General features: G+C 65.4%; 7 protein-coding genes, 2 tRNA genes, 3 rRNA genes and 1 pseudogene. 1 reads left to right on the plus strand and 12 read right to left on the minus strand.

All coding sequences use genetic code 11. The annotated features are described in order from the left end of the window. Window positions 1–348: 348 nt before the first annotated feature. The 5 genes and pseudogenes from RYH80_RS08915 to RYH80_RS08935 all read right to left on the minus strand — a co-directional run. A pseudogene (locus RYH80_RS08915) lies at window positions 349–4,501 on the minus strand (adenosylcobalamin-dependent ribonucleoside-diphosphate reductase); the annotation flags it as partial. Between the two features lie 433 nt (window positions 4,502–4,934). Then, complete coding sequence (locus RYH80_RS08920) at window positions 4,935–5,240, minus strand: DUF424 domain-containing protein (protein WP_370903511.1); 306 nt, start codon at window positions 5,238–5,240, stop codon at window positions 4,935–4,937. After that, the gene (locus RYH80_RS08925; protein WP_370903512.1) at window positions 5,241–5,990 is read right to left on the minus strand and encodes a tetratricopeptide repeat protein; all 750 of its coding nucleotides are present in this window, start codon (window positions 5,988–5,990) and stop codon (window positions 5,241–5,243) included. It lies immediately after the preceding gene. Window positions 5,991–6,075: 85 nt separating this feature from the next. Further along, on the minus strand, window positions 6,076–7,062 hold the full coding sequence (locus RYH80_RS08930) for a 23S rRNA (uridine(2552)-2'-O)-methyltransferase (protein WP_370903513.1): 987 nt from the start codon (window positions 7,060–7,062) through the stop codon (window positions 6,076–6,078). Window positions 7,063–7,177: 115 nt separating this feature from the next. Continuing rightward, window positions 7,178–7,930 carry an aspartate/glutamate racemase family protein gene (locus RYH80_RS08935; RefSeq protein ID WP_370903514.1) on the minus strand — a complete coding sequence of 251 codons (753 nt, stop codon included), beginning with the start codon at window positions 7,928–7,930 and terminating at the stop codon, window positions 7,178–7,180. Window positions 7,931–8,141: 211 nt separating this feature from the next. On the opposite strand from RYH80_RS08935, the gene RYH80_RS08940 reads away from it, so the two are divergent. Beyond that, entirely contained in the window at window positions 8,142–8,345 is a 204-nt protein-coding gene (locus RYH80_RS08940) for a DUF7569 family protein (RefSeq protein ID WP_370903515.1), read from the plus strand. Window positions 8,346–8,403: 58 nt separating this feature from the next. Here RYH80_RS08940 and RYH80_RS08945 read toward each other — a convergent pair whose 3' ends face one another. The 7 genes from RYH80_RS08945 to RYH80_RS08975 all read right to left on the minus strand — a co-directional run bounded on the left by RYH80_RS08945 (window position 8,404) and on the right by RYH80_RS08975 (window position 16,266). Next, complete coding sequence (locus RYH80_RS08945; protein ID WP_370903516.1) at window positions 8,404–8,583, minus strand: hypothetical protein; 180 nt, start codon at window positions 8,581–8,583, stop codon at window positions 8,404–8,406. Window positions 8,584–8,964: 381 nt separating this feature from the next. Beyond that, on the minus strand, window positions 8,965–11,019 hold the full coding sequence (locus RYH80_RS08950) for a S9 family peptidase (RefSeq protein WP_370903517.1): 2,055 nt from the start codon (window positions 11,017–11,019) through the stop codon (window positions 8,965–8,967). Window positions 11,020–11,088: 69 nt separating this feature from the next. Next, a tRNA-Cys gene (locus RYH80_RS08955) sits at window positions 11,089–11,164 on the minus strand. 109 nt (window positions 11,165–11,273) lie between these two features. After that, a 5S ribosomal RNA gene (gene rrf, locus RYH80_RS08960) occupies window positions 11,274–11,395 on the minus strand. Window positions 11,396–11,499: 104 nt separating this feature from the next. Then, a 23S ribosomal RNA gene (locus RYH80_RS08965) occupies window positions 11,500–14,411 on the minus strand. A 207-nt stretch (window positions 14,412–14,618) separates the two neighbouring features. Continuing rightward, window positions 14,619–14,690: transfer RNA gene (locus tag RYH80_RS08970), tRNA-Ala, on the minus strand. Window positions 14,691–14,794: 104 nt separating this feature from the next. Next, a 16S ribosomal RNA gene (locus tag RYH80_RS08975) occupies window positions 14,795–16,266 on the minus strand. Together the 16S, 23S and 5S rRNA genes with 2 tRNA genes alongside form the textbook arrangement of a ribosomal RNA operon. Window positions 16,267–16,880: the final 614 nt, after the last annotated feature.

The following is a 16,880-nucleotide window of genomic DNA, read 5'->3' on the forward strand; positions in this document are numbered from 1 at the left end:
TGTCGCGAGGAGTGTGAGGCGGAGAGTGTGAGACGGAGGAGGTGGAGAGTTCGGAGAGGATAGAAGAGTCGATCCGAGATCGAATCGGGCGTCTCAGCCCCTCAGACGCCACTCAGCACTCGCTCCACCCACAACTCTCGCAGGTTTTGCAGCCCTCGGAGTAGTACAGCGTCATGCTGCCACACTCCGGGCACTCCGGCGACTCGCCGTTGGCGATGAGATCCTCGACCGCGTCGCTCGTCGCCTCCGTGGCGGCGACGCCGCCGTCGGACTCCGGCGTCGGCTCGGCCGGCGGGTCGGCCGCGGCGTCGGCGGCCGTCTCCGACGGCGTCGCGTCCTCGATCTCGTCGAGGTTCTGCTGTTCGGGGTGCGCGCGGTCGATCTCGCCCTCGAGGTAGCGGCGCATCGCCGTGCCGATGGCGTCCGGGATCGACTGGATCTGTTCGCCTTTGTCCCAGGCGACCTTCGGCGACCGGGTGCCCTGGAGTTCGTCGACGATCTCCTCGGGGGCGACGCCCGACCGCAGTGCCGTCGAGATCACCTTCGCCAGCGACTCCGTGAAGGAGTTGGTGAACCCGCCAGAGTGGCCGATGTTGGCGAACAGCTCGAACGGCTCGCCGGTCTGGGGGTCCTCGTTGATGGTGACGTACATCTTCCCGTAGCCGGTCTCGATGAGCTGGGTGACACCCGTCAGCGAGTCCGGCCGCGGCCGCTTCTCCGTGTAGTCGACCTGCGGGCGCTCCGTCGCGGCCAACAGTTCGTCGATCTCCGCGTCGACGGCGGCCTGCACGTCCTCGTTGTCGAGGAACGCCTCCACGCCGCCGAACACCTCGTCGATCTGGGCGACGATCGTCTCGGCGGCCTCCGTCTCGTCGGCGAACTCCGTGTTGTCCGCCCGCGTGGTGAGCACCTGCTTCGAACGGGTGCCGTCGCGGTAGTAGGTGACACCCTTCCCGCCGTGGTCGTAGATGTACTCGAAGACCTCGCGGGCGTCCTCGAGTGTGGAGTCGTTCGGGGCGTTGACGGTGTTGTGTGACACGACGCCACCGACGACGTACTCGTGGGGACCTGCAAGTTCGATGTCGTACATCTCCCGGGTCCCGGCGTCTTCGACCTCGGTCACCTCGTGCAGTGGTGGTGCGTCGTCGATCCCGAGTTTCTCGGCCGTCGTGTCGAACATGTAGTTCTGTTCCCGATACTCGACGCTCCGGGCCGCGTAGTACGCCTGTGAGCGCGAATCGTAGTCAGTTTTGTCGACACGATCCTCGGGAACGTACACGCGATACCGCTGATCGAACCGACTCACCTGCTTGTGTGGCTCGATTGGTGTCACCAGTTCCTGTGCCTCGTTCGTGAGGTGAACCTGATATGCGTACGCCTCCGACTCGGCGACCCACTTGCGACCCACGTACACTTTCGGGACGCCGAAGCTTCGGACGAGTGACGCGACGCCGTCGGCGAGGTCTCTCGACATCCCGCCGTACACGACGAGTGACTGCGACGAGACGTATCCGTCCAGCGTCACCCCGTTGACGAACGCGAGCTTCTCCTCGGGACTTCCACGCAACACCGAGCGGGGAACGTCCTTCTCGTAGGACCCGGACCCGCACAGTGTCGTCACGAACTCCCAGACGGGTTTGGAGTTCAGCCGGACACCGTACACCGTGTCGCGGCTCTCGCCACCACGGGTGTCCGCCTCGACGGACGGCTCACGACCGAACAGTTCCTCGAACAGGTCGCGTGCCTCCTCCCGAACGCGCTCCGAGGACGTACTGATCTCGACGGCGTAGCGCTCGTCGATGGCGCTTCCGTCGGCGGCGTACATTCCGAGGAACCGCGCGAGGGCCGGTGACATCTTCGACGGGAGTGTGACCTCCTTCTCGTACACCGACGGGTCTACGCCACCGGCGGCGACCGTCGCACCGCCGTCGGCCACGGCACTCCCCCGACGCGAGAAGCTGATTTCGGTCTGGCCGTCCCCGTGTGACTCCGTGTGGCGACCGATCACGTAGTCGCCTTCTTCGAGATCACCCAGTACCGTCCACCCGTCCGGTGTCAGTACCTTGTGTGAGTCCGTGGCTCCGACGAGTTCCGACCCGTTGTCGACACGGACCCGCGTCGCGTCCTTCTCCCCGGCGTAGTACTGCGACTCGACGGCGACGCCGTCGATTGTCACGTCTTCCTCGACTTCGGTGAACTCCCCTGCCTCCGGAGTCTCGTCCGCGAACGACTCGATCGGACGGACACCCGAGTCTGTCTGAACGAGCGTCCCTTCTTCGAGGCACTTGCTGATCGCCGAGTCGACGCCGGCCTGACACGCGACCTGGACACCCGCGTGGTCCTTGGCGTCGAGGTCGCCGGTGACGACGAACAACTCGCCGATGGCGTCCGGCACCGTCTCCAACCCGTCGACGCCGTCGAACTCGTTGGTCGCCATCTGCTCTTGGGCCTCCTCCTTGACGGCCGCAACGTCGATGTCGTTGGCCTCCAGCGTCCGGAGGAAGTAGTCGTCGAACTCGACGAGCATCTCGTCGCCCTGCACGTCGTCGGAGACGTTCTTGTAGTAGGCGACGTTGTAGATCGGCTCACAACCACCCGTGGTATTCCCTACCATACTGGTGGTGCCGGTCGGTGCGATGGTCGTCGTGTTGTGGTTGCGGATCGGGTAGCCGTCTGCCCACTCGTCGGCGTCCTCGCCGGTGTGGTGCTCGAACCACTCGCGGTACGCCGTCGGGTCGGCGTACTTCGAGTCGTCCCACTCGTCGAAGGAGCCGCGTTCCTCGGCCAGTTCGTGGCTCGCCGTCTTCGACTCGTGGTTGATGTGGGTCATCAACTGCTCGGCGATCTCGTTGGCCACGTCGTCGCCGTACTTCACGCCGAGTTGGATGTACAACTGGGCCAGCCCCATGATGCCCAGCCCGATCTTCCGCATCGAGGAGACCGTGTCCGCGATCTCGTCGACCGGGAAGTCCGACATCGTGACGACGTTCTCCAGGAACCGCGTCCCGGTCGCGATCCGGTGGTCGAACTCCTCGAAGTCGACGGCCTCCGCGAGGAACCGCTCGACACCCTCCTCCAGCGTGTCGAACTCGTGTTCGTCGCTCCAGACGCGCCAGTCCGGCGCGTCCCGGGCCGCCAGCGTCGAGAGGTTGATGTGCCCGAGGTTACAGGCCTCGTACTCTTCGAGCGGCTGCTCGCCACACGGGTTCGTCGCGAGGATCCGGTGGTCCGGGTGCTCCTCGACGTCGAACGAGTGGAGGTCGTTGATCCGTTCGAGGTAGACGACGCCCGGCTCCCCGTTCTCGTGGGCGCCCTCGACGATGTGGTCCCAGATCTCCGTCGCCGGCACCGACAGTTCCTCGCCGACCGCGACGTGCTCGCCGAGGCCGAACATCTCGTACAGTTCCTTCGTCTCGTGGGTGGCGACGTGGGGCTCCTCCGTCCGCGGGTTGGTGAAGGTGAACTCCTCGTCGTTCTTCACCGCCTCCATGAAGTCGTCCGTGATCCCCACGGAGATGTTGAAGTTCGAGAGGTGCCCCTCGACGGCGTTCCGGAGGTGTTCCGGCACCTTCCCGTCGTCGTCGATCAGCTCGCGGGCCTCCTCCAGTGCGTCCGCGAAGGAGGTGTGCGTGAAGTCGTCCGGGTCGTTGAGCCGCAGCGAGCGGGCCAGGGACACGTCCTTGTTCTTCGCGTGGACGAACTGGATCACGTCCGGGTGCGAGACGCGCATCACGCCCATCTGGGCGCCGCGTCGGGCGCCACCCTGCGCGATCGTCTCACACATCTGGTCGAACGTCCGCATGAACGTGATCGGCCCGGAGGCGATGCCGCCGGTCGAGCCGACGGAGTCGCCGTACGGCCTTAATTTCCAAAATGCATACCCCATCCCACCCCCACTCTGAAAGACCTGAGCGGCCTCTTTTGCCGTTTGATGAATGTCGTCGATGTCGTCGGCCGGGCTGTCGACGAAACACGCCGACAACTGCTGGAGTTCGTCGCCGGCGTTCATCAGCGTCGGACTGTTCGGCATGAAGGCGAGCCGCTCCATCAGCTCGCGGAACTCCGCGGCCGTCTCCTGGACGTGCTGGGCGATCTCGCCCGGCAGCTCCGGCACGACCGTCTCGTAGGCGAACTTGTTGACGTTCGCCTCCGTCAGCGTCGTCTCGGCGTCGTCTTCCACGGTCGTCCCCGCGCCGAACACCTCCTCGGCGAGTTCGTCGCGTCGCGGGTGGTCCGGCTTCACCTGGTCGGGCGTCACCGTCACCTCGGTGTCGCGCCGCTCGGCCTCGTAGACGGCCTCCGCGAGCGCGATGTTGTGTGCGACGCGCTCGAACAGCTCCTCCTGTGCCTCGGTGACGTTGCCGTCGGCGTCCTTCCGCAGGTACCGCGCCGGCAGGATGTTGTCGTAGGCGTTGCTCGTCAGCCGCTCCTCGAGTGTGTCCCCGTCGGTTCGTTTGATCGGCAGTTCCAACTCCTCCGCGGTCACGTCCGGCTGGCTCATACTGTCAGTCCTCCCCGTGTTCCCCGTGTGCGGGGGCTGTCTCGGTCGTCGGCGTGTCGCTTGTCATGGTGAAATCGAACGGAGTCTCGTTACCGGTGCCACCAGTATAAGCGGTGGGATTCCGGTGTGGTTTGGTAGATACAACTGTACTTGTGTTCGTAGTGTCGTCACTGGCGGTCCCGGTTCCCTCGTGCGTCTGGGGCGACGACCCCTCGCGGGGCGGTCGCCGTCACACGACTCGTGTGCAGGGGCGACGCCGGTAAAAGCGTGTCCAGACCGGAGTGAAAGTTGTGCCCGCTCCGACTTCGTGTTCGCAAGTCGGCGCCGTCCGTGGGTCGGCGGCACGGAAGACGCGAGTCGAGGTGGCCCCGGCTGTCGACGGCACGGAAGACGCGAGTCGAGGTGGCCCCGGGTGTCGGCGCCGCCCCGGGTGTCACATCCAAACGACTTGGGCGTGGAGCGTGCCGTCGACCTCGAGGACGCCGCCCTCGTCGACGAGGCCGGCCTCCAGCGCCGCCGTGACGCAGTCCTCGCCGACGAGGTTCGCGGTGTCCGCGTCCGCGAGTCGCTCGACGGCCGTCTCCGCGGGGACGCGCTCGGCGTCCTCGCCGTCGTAGAAGGACGCCTCGACGGTGAGCGACACCGCGCCGTCCTCGTACGTCTCGCCGAGACAGTCCGCGTCCGCGGCCGCGACGAGTGTCCCCTCCGCCGTCTCGCGGACCGTGACCACGACGGTCATCTAGCGGTCCCCGTACTCCTCGACCATCTCCTGTTCGGCCTGCTCGCGGAGGTCCTCGGCCTGCTGGGCCACCTCCTCCGCCTGCTCGTGGTCACCCGCCTCCTCGAGGGCGCGTGCCTTCTCGTCGAGCACGTCGGCGTTCCGGAAGCCGAGTCGGATCGCGTTGTCGAAGGCGTTGACCGCCTCCTCCGCGAGCCCGCGCTCCAGCAGGAAGAACCCACGATTGTACCACGCCTGCGGGAAGCGCGGGTCGATCTCGACGGCGCGTTCGGCCTTCTCCAACGCCTCCTCCGTCTCGCCGAACTCCCACAGCGCGTACGCGAGGTTCGTCAGTGCCGTCGCGGCGTGTTCCGACTCCTCGTCGATCCGCAGTGCCTCGCGGTAGGCGCCGATGGCCTCGTCGTACTCCTCCAACTCGGCGTGGGCCGCCCCCTTGTTCGTCCACGCCTCCTGTTCCGCCAGGGAGTCGTCCTCGGCGAACTGGGCGGCCCGCTCGAAGGTGCCCGTCGCCTCCTCGAAGCGGTTGATCTGCATGTACGACAGCCCCACGTCGATCAGCTCCTCGACATCGACCTGGTCGGCGGCGACGTTCCGCTGGTCGAGTGCGTCGGTGATCACCCGCGTGTCCACCGGGTCCACCGACGACGGGTCACCCTGCAGTGCCTCCGGTTCGAGTGTGAACGCGTCGTACTCCTCGTCGAACCCCTGTCCCGAGGAGAACTCGTGGTCCCTCGGCTCGTCGTCCGTCATACGTCGAAGTTGGCGGTGAGCGTGGGTAAGGCTTCTGCACGGGCGCTGTGTGGCCGTCTGCGCCGGGTGGCCGAGGCGAGACCAACTACTCCAGCCGTTCCGCGAACCCGAAGTTCGCCTTCACGTCCGTCACCTCGACGGCGACCGTCTCGCCCGGTTCGGCGTCGGGGACGAACAGGGTGTAGCCGTCGACGACGGCGATTCCGTCACCCTCCTCGCCGGTGTCGGTGACCTCGACCTCGCGGCGCTCGCCCGTCTCCACCGGCGCGTCGAGTCGTTGCTTCCCGATCAGGAACCGCTCGGAGGACTCCTGCCGAGAGGCGTCCGGGTCCAGCGAGCGGACGTACTCGAACGACTCCGCGAGTTCCGCCTGGAAGTCCGTCAGGTCGCGGCCGTCGAACACCTTCACCACGAAGTCGCCGCCCGTCCCGAGCACCGTCAGCGCCGTCTCGAACGCCTGTCGCGCCAGGTGGATCGACCGCGCGTGGTCCAGCGCGTACTCGCCGGTCATGTTCGGCGCCATGTCGGAGACGACCACGTCCGCGGGGCGTGCACGCGGGCCGTCCGCCCCACCCGAGGCGGTGGCCCCCGTCGCGTCCGCGTCGTCGCGGTCGGCCGCATCGGCGTCTCCCGTCCCCACTGCGTCCTCCCCGTCGTCTGCGGCGCTCGCCGCTGCCGCTCCGGTCTCGATCTCGTCGCTCGCGCGGAGTTCGCTCGACGAACCGAGACTGGACGTGGTTCGGCGGTCGTTCGGTGCCGCGCCGGGGACGCCGAGAGCGGCCCGGAGCCGGTCGCGGGTGCGTTCGTCCGTCATGTCGCCCCGGATCGTCTCGACGGTGGCCGCGTCCAGCGGCTCGATCTGCTGGCGGTCGACGCCGACGACACGTCCGGCGTCACCGACCGCCTCGCTGGCGACCTGGAGCCACCCGCCGGGCGCGGCTCCCAGGTCGACCACGGTGTCGCCGCGACCGAGTACGTCCTCGGCGGCGTCGATCTGCTTGAGCTTGTACGCCGAGCGGGCACGGTACCCCTCCTGTTTCGCACGGTTGTAGTACTCGTCGCGGTTGGACATCGGTTCTCGCCCGACGTAGCCCGTTCCCGGAGGTATGCTTGGCGGTCCGCGGCGGCCCGCGACACCGATCCGATCTCGGTAGTGGCGCCGAGCACACTCCCGAGTACGACACCGATCACTCCCCCGGCAGTGGGGCCTCGCCGAGACACAACTGGACCGCACGCGAGACGTGCCGGCTGGTGGTGTCGACCACCGGCAGGTCGGTGTCGTCGTGGTCGAGCAGCATCGCCAGTTCCGTACAGCCGAGGACGACCCCCTCCGCGCCCGCCTCCTGGAGGTCCGCGACGATCGCGAGGAGTCTGTGTCGAGAGGCCTCGCGCACCTCGCCGTGGACCAGCTCCTCGAAGATCACGCGGTCGACCGTCTCACGGGCGCTCTCGTCTGGGACGACCGTCTCGACCCCGTGGGCGGCGAACCGCTCGTGGTAGAACTCACCGGCCATCGTCGTCTCCGTCCCGAGGACGGCGACCGTGTCGAGGCCCGCCTCGTGGATCGCGGCCGCCGTCGGGTCGACGATGTGGACGAACGGCACCGCGAGCCCCGAGGCGATCGTGTCGGCCACCCGGTGCATCGTGTTCGTCGCCAGCACCACGACCTCCGCGCCGGCCGCCTGGAGTCGCTGGGCGCGACTCGCCAGCAGCTCCCCGGCCGCCTCCCACCGGTCCGCGTCGATCAGGTCTTTCACCTCGGCGAAGTTCACGCTGTACACGATCACCGGCGCGCTCGTGTGGCCGCCACGGGCCTCGGTGACTCCCTCGACGATCCCGTCGTAGTAGTGGCTCGTCGACGCCGGACTCATCCCGCCGAGGACCCCGACGGTCCGCAGCGACGACGCACCCGGCTCGTCGTGTCGCTCTCCTGGGCGCACACCGGGGGGTTCGCCCCCGGAGACCGTAACTGTCCGGGGGTGCGTGTGAGTCGGTTCCAGTGTCGCCACCCGGCGGCGTGGCATATCGGCCACAGTGTCGCCACTCGGCGGCGGCGCGTGTCGGTGAGGAGGCTCTCGCCGGCAACGTCGGGCGGCGGCAGCCGGAGACCCTGGGCGAACCACTAAGCCGCTGGCCCCGTGACGCCGAGGTATGCCCGACGCCTGCGACGACTGTGGGGACGCCGTCGAGGACGCGCTCGCACGGACCGTGCGGCTGTCCGTCGACGGCTCCACCGTCGACGAACAGCGCCGCTGTCCGTCGTGTTTCGCCGACTGGATCGAACGCTACGAGACGGAGATGAAGCCGACCGAGGGCGTCACCATCGACGGCGACGAGGACATCATCGTCGACTGACCTGCGTCCCGCCGCGGTCGGACGCGGACTCGACGGGCGACCGCGACACCGCCGCCGCTCACGCACCGTCCGGGTCGAACCGGCAGGCGGTGTCGACCGCGAGTCCGGCCTCCTCGACGTGCGCCGCGAGACAGCCGTAGTTGCAGTACGCATCGGTCGCCGCCTCGGGATCACCCTCGGCGACGTACACCGGATCGTGTCTCGTCACGTCACAGCCGCAGTACGTGCAGTCGGTCACTGTCTCCTCCTCGCGTCTCGGTCGTCGCTCGCGCGTCACGAGCGTGTCGGTTCTGCGCGTCGCGCCCGCGCGGACGGCTCCGCACGTCGCGCCTGCGCGGACGACGCGGCCCCTCCGGAGTCGCGACGGCACACCACGCACCCCGTCGCGGTCCCCAGGGAGACGAGAGCCGTCGGCGCGCGCGAGACGCGAGTGAAACGAGCGTCTCGACTGCGAGCGGCGAGCGAAGCGAGCCGCGAGCCGCGCGAGGGCCGGCGGGTCGCGCGCGGTCGCGCGACCCGGCGGCGGTTGGGGAGGACGAGGCCCCACGCGGGGCCACGACCACACGGCTCGGCGACCCGGTGTCGCACCGCCCGCTCGGGAACACTGCGCTTCGCCGCCCTACTCTCCCTCACCCTGCCCGTCGTCCTCTTCTCCCTCCTCTTCGTCCTCGCCCGCGCTCAGTCCGTCCTCGTCCGGCCGGTCCAGCGCGCGCTCGCCGTCGTGGTACGGCGAGTAGCCGTCGAACCACCGGACGATCCGCTCGATCCGGTCGACGACGTGGGCCGGCTCGCCCGACCGCGACAGCTCGTGGCCCTCGCGCGGGTACCGCACCAACCGCGTGTCCACGCCGTGTTTCCGGAGGATCCGGTGGAATAACTCCGCCGTGTTCGCCGGCGTCCGGTAGTCGTCGTCCGAGTGGACCACCAACGTCGGCGTGTCCACCGCGTCCGCGTGCGCCACCGGCGACTGCTCCCACAGGAACGCCGGCTCCTCCCACGGCGTCGTGTCGTAGTCCCCCTCAACCAGCTTGTACGCGCCGTCCGTCGACCCGTAGAACCCCGTCAGGTCGTACACCCCGCGCTGGGAGACGGCCGCCGTGAACCGATCCGTCTGGCCCACCAGCCACGAGGTCATGTACCCGCCGAAGGAGCCGCCCGTGAGGAACACGCTCGACTCGTCGACGTACGACCGCTCCGCGACCGCCTCGACGCCGGCCATCACGTCCGTCGCCGTCACCTCACCCCAGTTCCGCTCGATCGCCTGCGAGTACGCCTCCCCGTACCCGGTCGAGCCACGCGGGTTCGACCAGAAGACGACGTACCCCCGCGCCGCGAGCGTCTGGAACTCGTGCCACATCGTTCCCGACGTGGTCCACATCGCGTGTGGCCCACCGTGGATCTCGACCGCCAACGGGTACGTCTCCGTCTCGTCGAACGCCGGCGGTGTCAGGACCCACCCGTCCACCTCCCCCTGCTCGGAGGTGATCGTGATCGACTCCGGTTCCTGCACGTCGACGGTCTCAAGGTACGCCTCGTTCATCTCCGTCAGCCGCCGCTCCTCGCCGTCCGCGACGACGAACACGTCTCCCGGGTGGTCCCACTCGCTGCGCGCGAGCGCCACCGCGTCCTCGCCCACCGAGGCCGCCGACACCGCACCGCCGCGGTACTCTCGCTCCGGTTCCTCGCTGGCGTCACCCGGCGCACTCCACAGACTCGTCGCCCCCTCGTCGGGCGTGGTGAAGTACACCCGCTCCTCGTCGGGACCCCACTGTGGCGCCGCCTCGTAGCCGAGCGTCCGATCGAGGTCCGCCGTCACCTCGTGGCAGGTGGCCGTCTCCCGGTCGTACACGTGCAACTCCGTCTGTTCGATGGACGCCCGCCCCGGCTCGGTGTACAGGTGTGCGATCCGGTGGTCCGTCGTCACCGCGAGCGCCGCTCCCCAGCCGGCGCCCCGGTACACGTCTGTCGTCTCCTCCGTGTCGGTGTCGTACGCGACGATGTCGTACTCGTCGCTGTCGTCGGGGTCCACGCCTACCTTCTCCGCAGTGAAGTACAGCGTCGTCCCGTCGCCCCACGCTGGTGCCGCGTGCTCGTGCGGTTCCTCGGTGACACGTGTCACGTCACCCGTCTCGATTTCGACGGTGTACACCTGTGTGTACGCGCCGTCGAAGTACCGCTCCGCTGACCGGTACACCGTCCGGTCGATCACTCGTGGGTCCGGTTCCTCCGGGTCGTACTCGTCCGGGACCGAGATGTCTCTCTCGGCCGCGCGATCGTCCTCGTGGACGCGCTGACAGAACGCGATTCGCGTGCCATCCGGACTCCACGCGATCGACGAGACGCCACCGACCACCTCGGTCACCTGTCGCGCCTCGCCACCATCACTCGGGAGGACCCACAACTGTTGTCTGTCGTCGTCTGCCCCGCGCGTCGACGTGAACGCCAGTCGGTCGCCGGACGGTGACCACCGTGGCTCGGCGTCGCGCCCCTCCGCCAGCGTGAACCGCCGGGTGTCTCCGTCGTCAAGGTCGGCCACGTACACCGTCGACTCGTACTGCTCGTCGTCTTCTGGCTGCACACGGGTGAACGCTACCCGCTCCTCCTCGTCGTGGAGATCGACACTCCCCGGTTTCGCCAGCTCGTGGTAGTCCGCCGCTCGAATTCGACTCGTCACACTCGTCGGTGGGCACGTCACGAGATGAGCCTTCTGGACCCGGCGCTGTGCGGGTCGTCGATCGAGAGAAGCCACGGGCCGGATTTGAACCGGCGTAGAACGGCTCTGCAGGCCGTCGCGTCTGACCGAACTCTGCCACCGTGGCGCGTCTGCTAGTGATCGTGGGAGTGGATTAAACGTAGCGGTCCACGACGACCGCTACACACGCAAAAAGCCCGGCAGAGGAGGTGTCCTCTGCCGGGCTCTGTATGAGTGGTAGGCGGCGAACCGGATTTCCCAGAGACTCTCGTACTCCAGTACTCGCCGGAACGCTGGTGGGCTTAACTTCCGTGTTCGGAATGGGTACGGGTGTCGCCCCACCGCTGTGGCCGCCCGAAGGCCGACCATCGGGAACGATCCGATGTGTGCCAACGTCGGTTGGAAACCGTGCGTACGTGCAATCCAGAAACCGCCTGGGCCCGTTCTCACGGGTACAGTGCATGAGTGTGGCTCGACCTGTTAGTGCTCGCGGGCTGAACGTCTCGTTGCCTTGACGCGTACACCCCGAGTCTATCGAACTCGTCTTCTACGAGTGGTCTCTACGGCACCTCTTTTCCAGGTGGGTTTCGAGCTTAGATGCGTTCAGCTCTTACCCCGTGTCGCGTAGCTTCCCGGCATCTGCCCTTCCGGACAACCGGTACACCAGTGGCGACCGCTCGTAGTTCCTCTCGTACTATACGAGCGTTCCCGTCAGGTGCCTCACACCCCCAATAGATAGCAGCCGACCTGTCTTACGACGGTCTAAACCCAGCTCACGACCTCCTTTAATAGGCGAACAACCTCACCCTTGCCCGCTTCTGCACGGGCAGGATGGAGGGAACCGACATCGAGGTAGCAAGCCACAGGGTCGATATGTGCTCTTGCCTGTGACGACTCTGTTATCCCTAAGGTAGCTTTTCTGTCGTAAACCGGCCCCATTGAGAGGCCTGGTCCGTTCGCTAGACCACGCTTTCGCGTCAGCGTTCCTCGTTGGGAAGAACACTGTCAGACCACCTTTTGCTCTTGCGCTCTTCCGCGGGTTCCCGACCCGCGTGAGGTGATCTTGGGGCGCGCTCGATATCTTTTCAAGCGCGTACCGCCCCAGTCAAACTGCCCGGCTACCGGTGTCCTCCTCCCGGAGTGAGGGTCACAGTCACTGACGGGTAGTGTTTCATGTGTGACTCGGTGGCGTGCTGGCGCACGTACCTGTGTAACGTCTCCTACCTACCCTGCACATCAGCGACCATGTCCCAGCGACAGCCTGCAGTAAAGCTCTATAGGGTCTTCGCTTCCCCTTGGGGGTCTCCAGACTCCGCACTGGAACGTACAGTTCACCGGGCTCAGCGTTGGGACAGCGACGCTCTCGTTGATCCATTCATGCAAGCCGCTACTGAAGCGGCAAGGTACTACGCTACCTTAAGAGGGTCATAGTTACCCCCGCCGTTGACGGGTCCTTCGTCCTCTTGTACGAGGTGTTCAGATACCCGCACTGGGCAGGATTCAGTGACCGTACGAGTCCTTGCGGATTTGCGGTCACCTGTGTTGTTACTAGACAGTCGGAGCGTCCGAGTCACTGCGACCTGCCCCGTGGAGGGCAGGCATCCCTTATTGCGAACGTACGGGACTAAGTTGCCGAATTCCCTAACGCCGATTGGTCCCGAAGGTCTTGGCTTTCGCCGCCAGAGCACCTGTGTCGGATCTCGGTACGGGCACCACGCTCCCCTTTTCACGGGCTCTAGGTTGAGCCGACTTTCGCGATCTCGCCGTTCGTCCGCTTCGTGCCGTTACGGCTTCCACGGATTTTGACGATTCGACCGGGCGACAACCCGGCTCGACCGACCCCAAAGCGTCGGGTTTCACTGCGTGATGGCACTGGAATATTAACCAGTTGTCCAGTTGTCACGTTCGAATTACGGCGTGACTTAGGACCGGCTAACCCTCGGCTGATCAACAGTGCCGAGGAACCCTTGCTCTTCAGACCCTCGGGGTTCGCACCCGAGTTTCGCTGCTACTGTGACCAGGATTTTCGTTTCTGTACGGTCCACGCGAGCTCTCGCCCGTGCTTCCACCCGAACAGAACGCCGACCTACAGGACCGCGGTGTTACCCGCGCCGCTGGGTCTCGGAGGTGGACTTGAGCCCCGATCATTTTGGGCGCCTCAAACCTCGGCCGGTAAGCTGTTACGCTTTTCTTAGAGGGTAGCTGCTTCTAAGCTCACCTCCCGGCTGTCTATGGCTCGAGACAACCTTCAATCGCACTTAGTCCACACTTTGGGTCCTTAACCCAGCTCTGGGTTGTTCCCCTCACGGTGCCCAGGCTTACCCCAGGACACCGGACTCCCCACGTCCACGGCGTCCGTACGTTCGGAGTTCGACAGGAAGGCCTACTCCTCTCGGAGGAGGCGCTTCCAATCGGTAGCTCTACCGCACGGACTACCTCGGCGGAGGTCATGCTTCGACATGTTTCGGTCGGAACCAGCTGTTTCCAGGTTCGATGGGCCTTTCACCCCTATACGCAGATCACGGGAGGGTATTGTAGGACACCAACCCTAACGGGCCTCCACGCACCTTTCGGTGCGCTTCACCCTGTCCGCGCATAGATCACCTGGTTTCGGGTAGTACCCGTTCGACTCCCCGCGCTTGAACACGGTGGCCCTGGCAACGCTGCGGCCGTATCGGTTTCCCTGCGCCTTCCTCGATGATCGAGTTAGGCTCGCCAAACGAGTACACTCCCTGGTTCGTTTTTCAAAACGTACGACGGAACACCGGCTTCCCAGAATCCCTACAGCACCCTCGCAGGTGGTTCGTTCTTTCCGGGACCTTTCGTGCCCCGTCGCTCCATCGCCAACTGATTTCAGGCCCTATTGCACCTCCCTTCTCGGGGTGCTTTTCAGCGTTCGCTCGCGCTACTTGTTCGCTATCGGTCTCGGAGAGTGTTTAGCCTTCCCAGTCGATGCCTGGGACGTTCACGAGGGAGATCCAACCCCCGCTACTCTGGGAACTGGTCCGTAGAGCCGGTCTGTGATACGGGGCTGTCACCCTGTGTCGCGCTCCGTTCCAGGAGACTTCTCACAGATCGAATCCACTTGATACCAGCCCGAACACCACATTGCCCGTGAGGGCTTCGGTTTGGGCTGCGTCGCGTTCACTCGCGGTTAGTAACGACATCGCGGTTTGCGTTCTCTTCCTGCCCCTACTAAGATGTTTCAATCCGGGGCGTTCCCCATTGCGCGTGGCAATTGCTGTGGGGATTCCCATTAGGAAATCTCCAGTTCTTCGCCTCCGTGCGGCTCCCTGGAGCTTATCGCAGCTTGGCACGTCCTTCGTCGGCATCCGAGCCGAGCCATCCACCAGCTGGCACAGTAGCCAGCAATGATGACACTGTAGCCCGTAAAAACGGGCCCAGTTGACGTCTGGATTGCACGTACACACGGTTTCATCACACGCCCCAGCACTTTACTGGGCGCGAGTTCAACCCTTCCCACTCACGTTCGCACGGAGTGGTGCATCGGTCTTGTCTGGATATCCGGGTACTGCCTTGCCCCGTATAAGGGGCACGGTTCGTCCCGAACACCCACTGAGTGGACCCACTGGGATTCGAACCCAGGGCATCCTCCTTGCAAAGGAGGCACTCTACCACTGAGCTATGGGCCCATCCCCTGCGGGATGGCGAGCTTCGACAGTTCGTAGGTGCCCGATCGGCGTCGTCGAACGGACCGAACGAGGTGGGCCAGGGCGTCGCCCTGGTCCCGATCAGTAGGAGGTGATCCAGCCGCAGATTCCCCTACGGCTACCTTGTTACGACTTAAGCCCCCTTGCGAAGCCCAGATTCGACCGTCGTAAGACGGCCTCATCCGGACCTCACTCGGGTGCTTTGACGGGCGGTGTGTGCAAGGAGCAGGGACGTGTTCACCGCGCGCTTCTGACACGCGATTACTACCGAATCCAGCTTCATGCGGGCGGGTTTCAGCCCGCAATCCGAACTACGACCGGGTTTGGGAGATTACCTCCACCTCTCGGTGTCGGAACCCATTGTCCCGGCCATTGTAGCCCGCGTGTAGCCCAGCTCATTCGGGGCATACTGACCTACCGTTGCCCGTTCCTTCCTCCGCCTTAGCGGCGGCAGTCTCCCTAATGTACCCAGCTACCACAAGGGTACTGCTGGCAATTAGGGACGCGGGTCTCGCTCGTTGCCTGACTTAACAGGACGCCTCACGGTACGAGCTGACGGCGGCCATGCACCTCCTCTCAGTGGGTCTGACAAGCTCATCACACTGGTCTTCATTCCCACTGTCGGAGCTGGTGAGATGTCCGGCGTTGAGTCCAATTAAACCGCAGGCTCCTCCGGTTGTAGTGCTCCCCCGCCAATTCCTTTAAGTTTCATCCTTGCAGACGTACTTCCCAGGCGGCCTGCTTCACGGCTTCCCTACGGCACAGCACTGGCTCGTAGCCAGTGCCACACCTAGCAGGCATCGTTTACGGCTGGGACTACCCGGGTATCTAATCCGGTTCGAGACCCCAGCTTTCGTCCCTCACCGTCGGGTCCGTCTTCCCAAGGTGCTTTCGCCATCGGCGGTCCGTCCGAGATTACGGGATTTCACTCCTACCCCGGACGTACCCCTTGGGTCTTCCGGCCCCAAGCCGAACAGTTTTCGCCGGACGCCCACCAGTTGAGCTGGTGGATTTCCCGACGAACTTGCTCGGCCGGCTACGGACGCTTTAGGCCCAATAAGATCGGCCATCACTCGTGCTGCCGGTATTACCGCGGCGGCTGGCACCGGTCTTGCCCAGCACTTGTTCCTGAACGTCCTTACCGTTCAGAAAAGCGAGGGCTGTATGCCCTCGCACTCGGGGTCCCCTTATCGCACTGTCGTGCAGTGTAAAGGTTTCGCGCCTGCTGCGCCCCGTAGGGCCCGGAATCTTGTCTCAGATTCCGTCTCCGGGCTCTTGCTCTCACAACCCGTACCGATTATCGGCACGGTGGGCCGTTACCCCACCGTCTACCTAATCGGCCGCAGCCACATCCTACGGCGCCGGAGCGTTTCTGGCTTCAGGCGTTCCAGCGCCGAAGCCGTATGAGGTGTTAGCCTCAGTTTCCCGAGGTTATTCCTCTCCGTAGGGTAGTTTGGCCACGTGTTACGGAGCTATTTGCTGCGGGTCTGAACCCGCACAACTAGCATGGCTAAATCGGACCCCGATAGCAATGGCCTCCGGCAGGATCAACCGGAATGTGCCTCCGTGTGGAGGCGGGTGGCGGAATCGCTATCGGTCCGTTCGGTGACACCGATCGGGTGGCACCGAACTGTCGAAGCTCACATCAGATACCGTCTTGCGGCGGACCGCAGGGGCGGAATCCTCATCTCTTCCGGATCTGAACCATGTCCGGGAAGGGACTTGAACCCTTCGGACTTCGTTCGATCCGACCACCGAGCCCGTGAGGGGTCGGCGGCTCGTGCGTATCCCAACCGAGGAGACGTTTGGGCTTAAGCCCTTCGAACCTCGGGTGGCGTCCGGAGCGTCGGGGGAGACCCCGACGCCGTCGGACGGATTTGCTTCGCATTCCCACCTGAGTGCCCGACGGGGTTTAACCCCGTCGAACGCGAGCGGGAACGCGTCGTCGCCGGGGGAGTACCGCACGTCCCGGCGCGACCTTCGCATTCCAACCGAAGGCAGGGGAATGTATAAGCTCGTTGTTTCGACCCCGCCACGTCAAGCGGTTTCACGCCACTCGACCGGTGAAGGATCGTGTCGTATAGAGGGTTATTTCGGGTGCAGACGGGGTGGTGCCCGGTCGACTACGGAGGAGAGGGGAGAGACACCGATCGCTCGAGAGCAGGAACCATC

This window comes from Halobaculum sp. MBLA0147 (genome assembly GCF_041361345.1).
Classification (GTDB): Archaea; Halobacteriota; Halobacteria; order Halobacteriales; family Haloferacaceae; genus JAHENP01.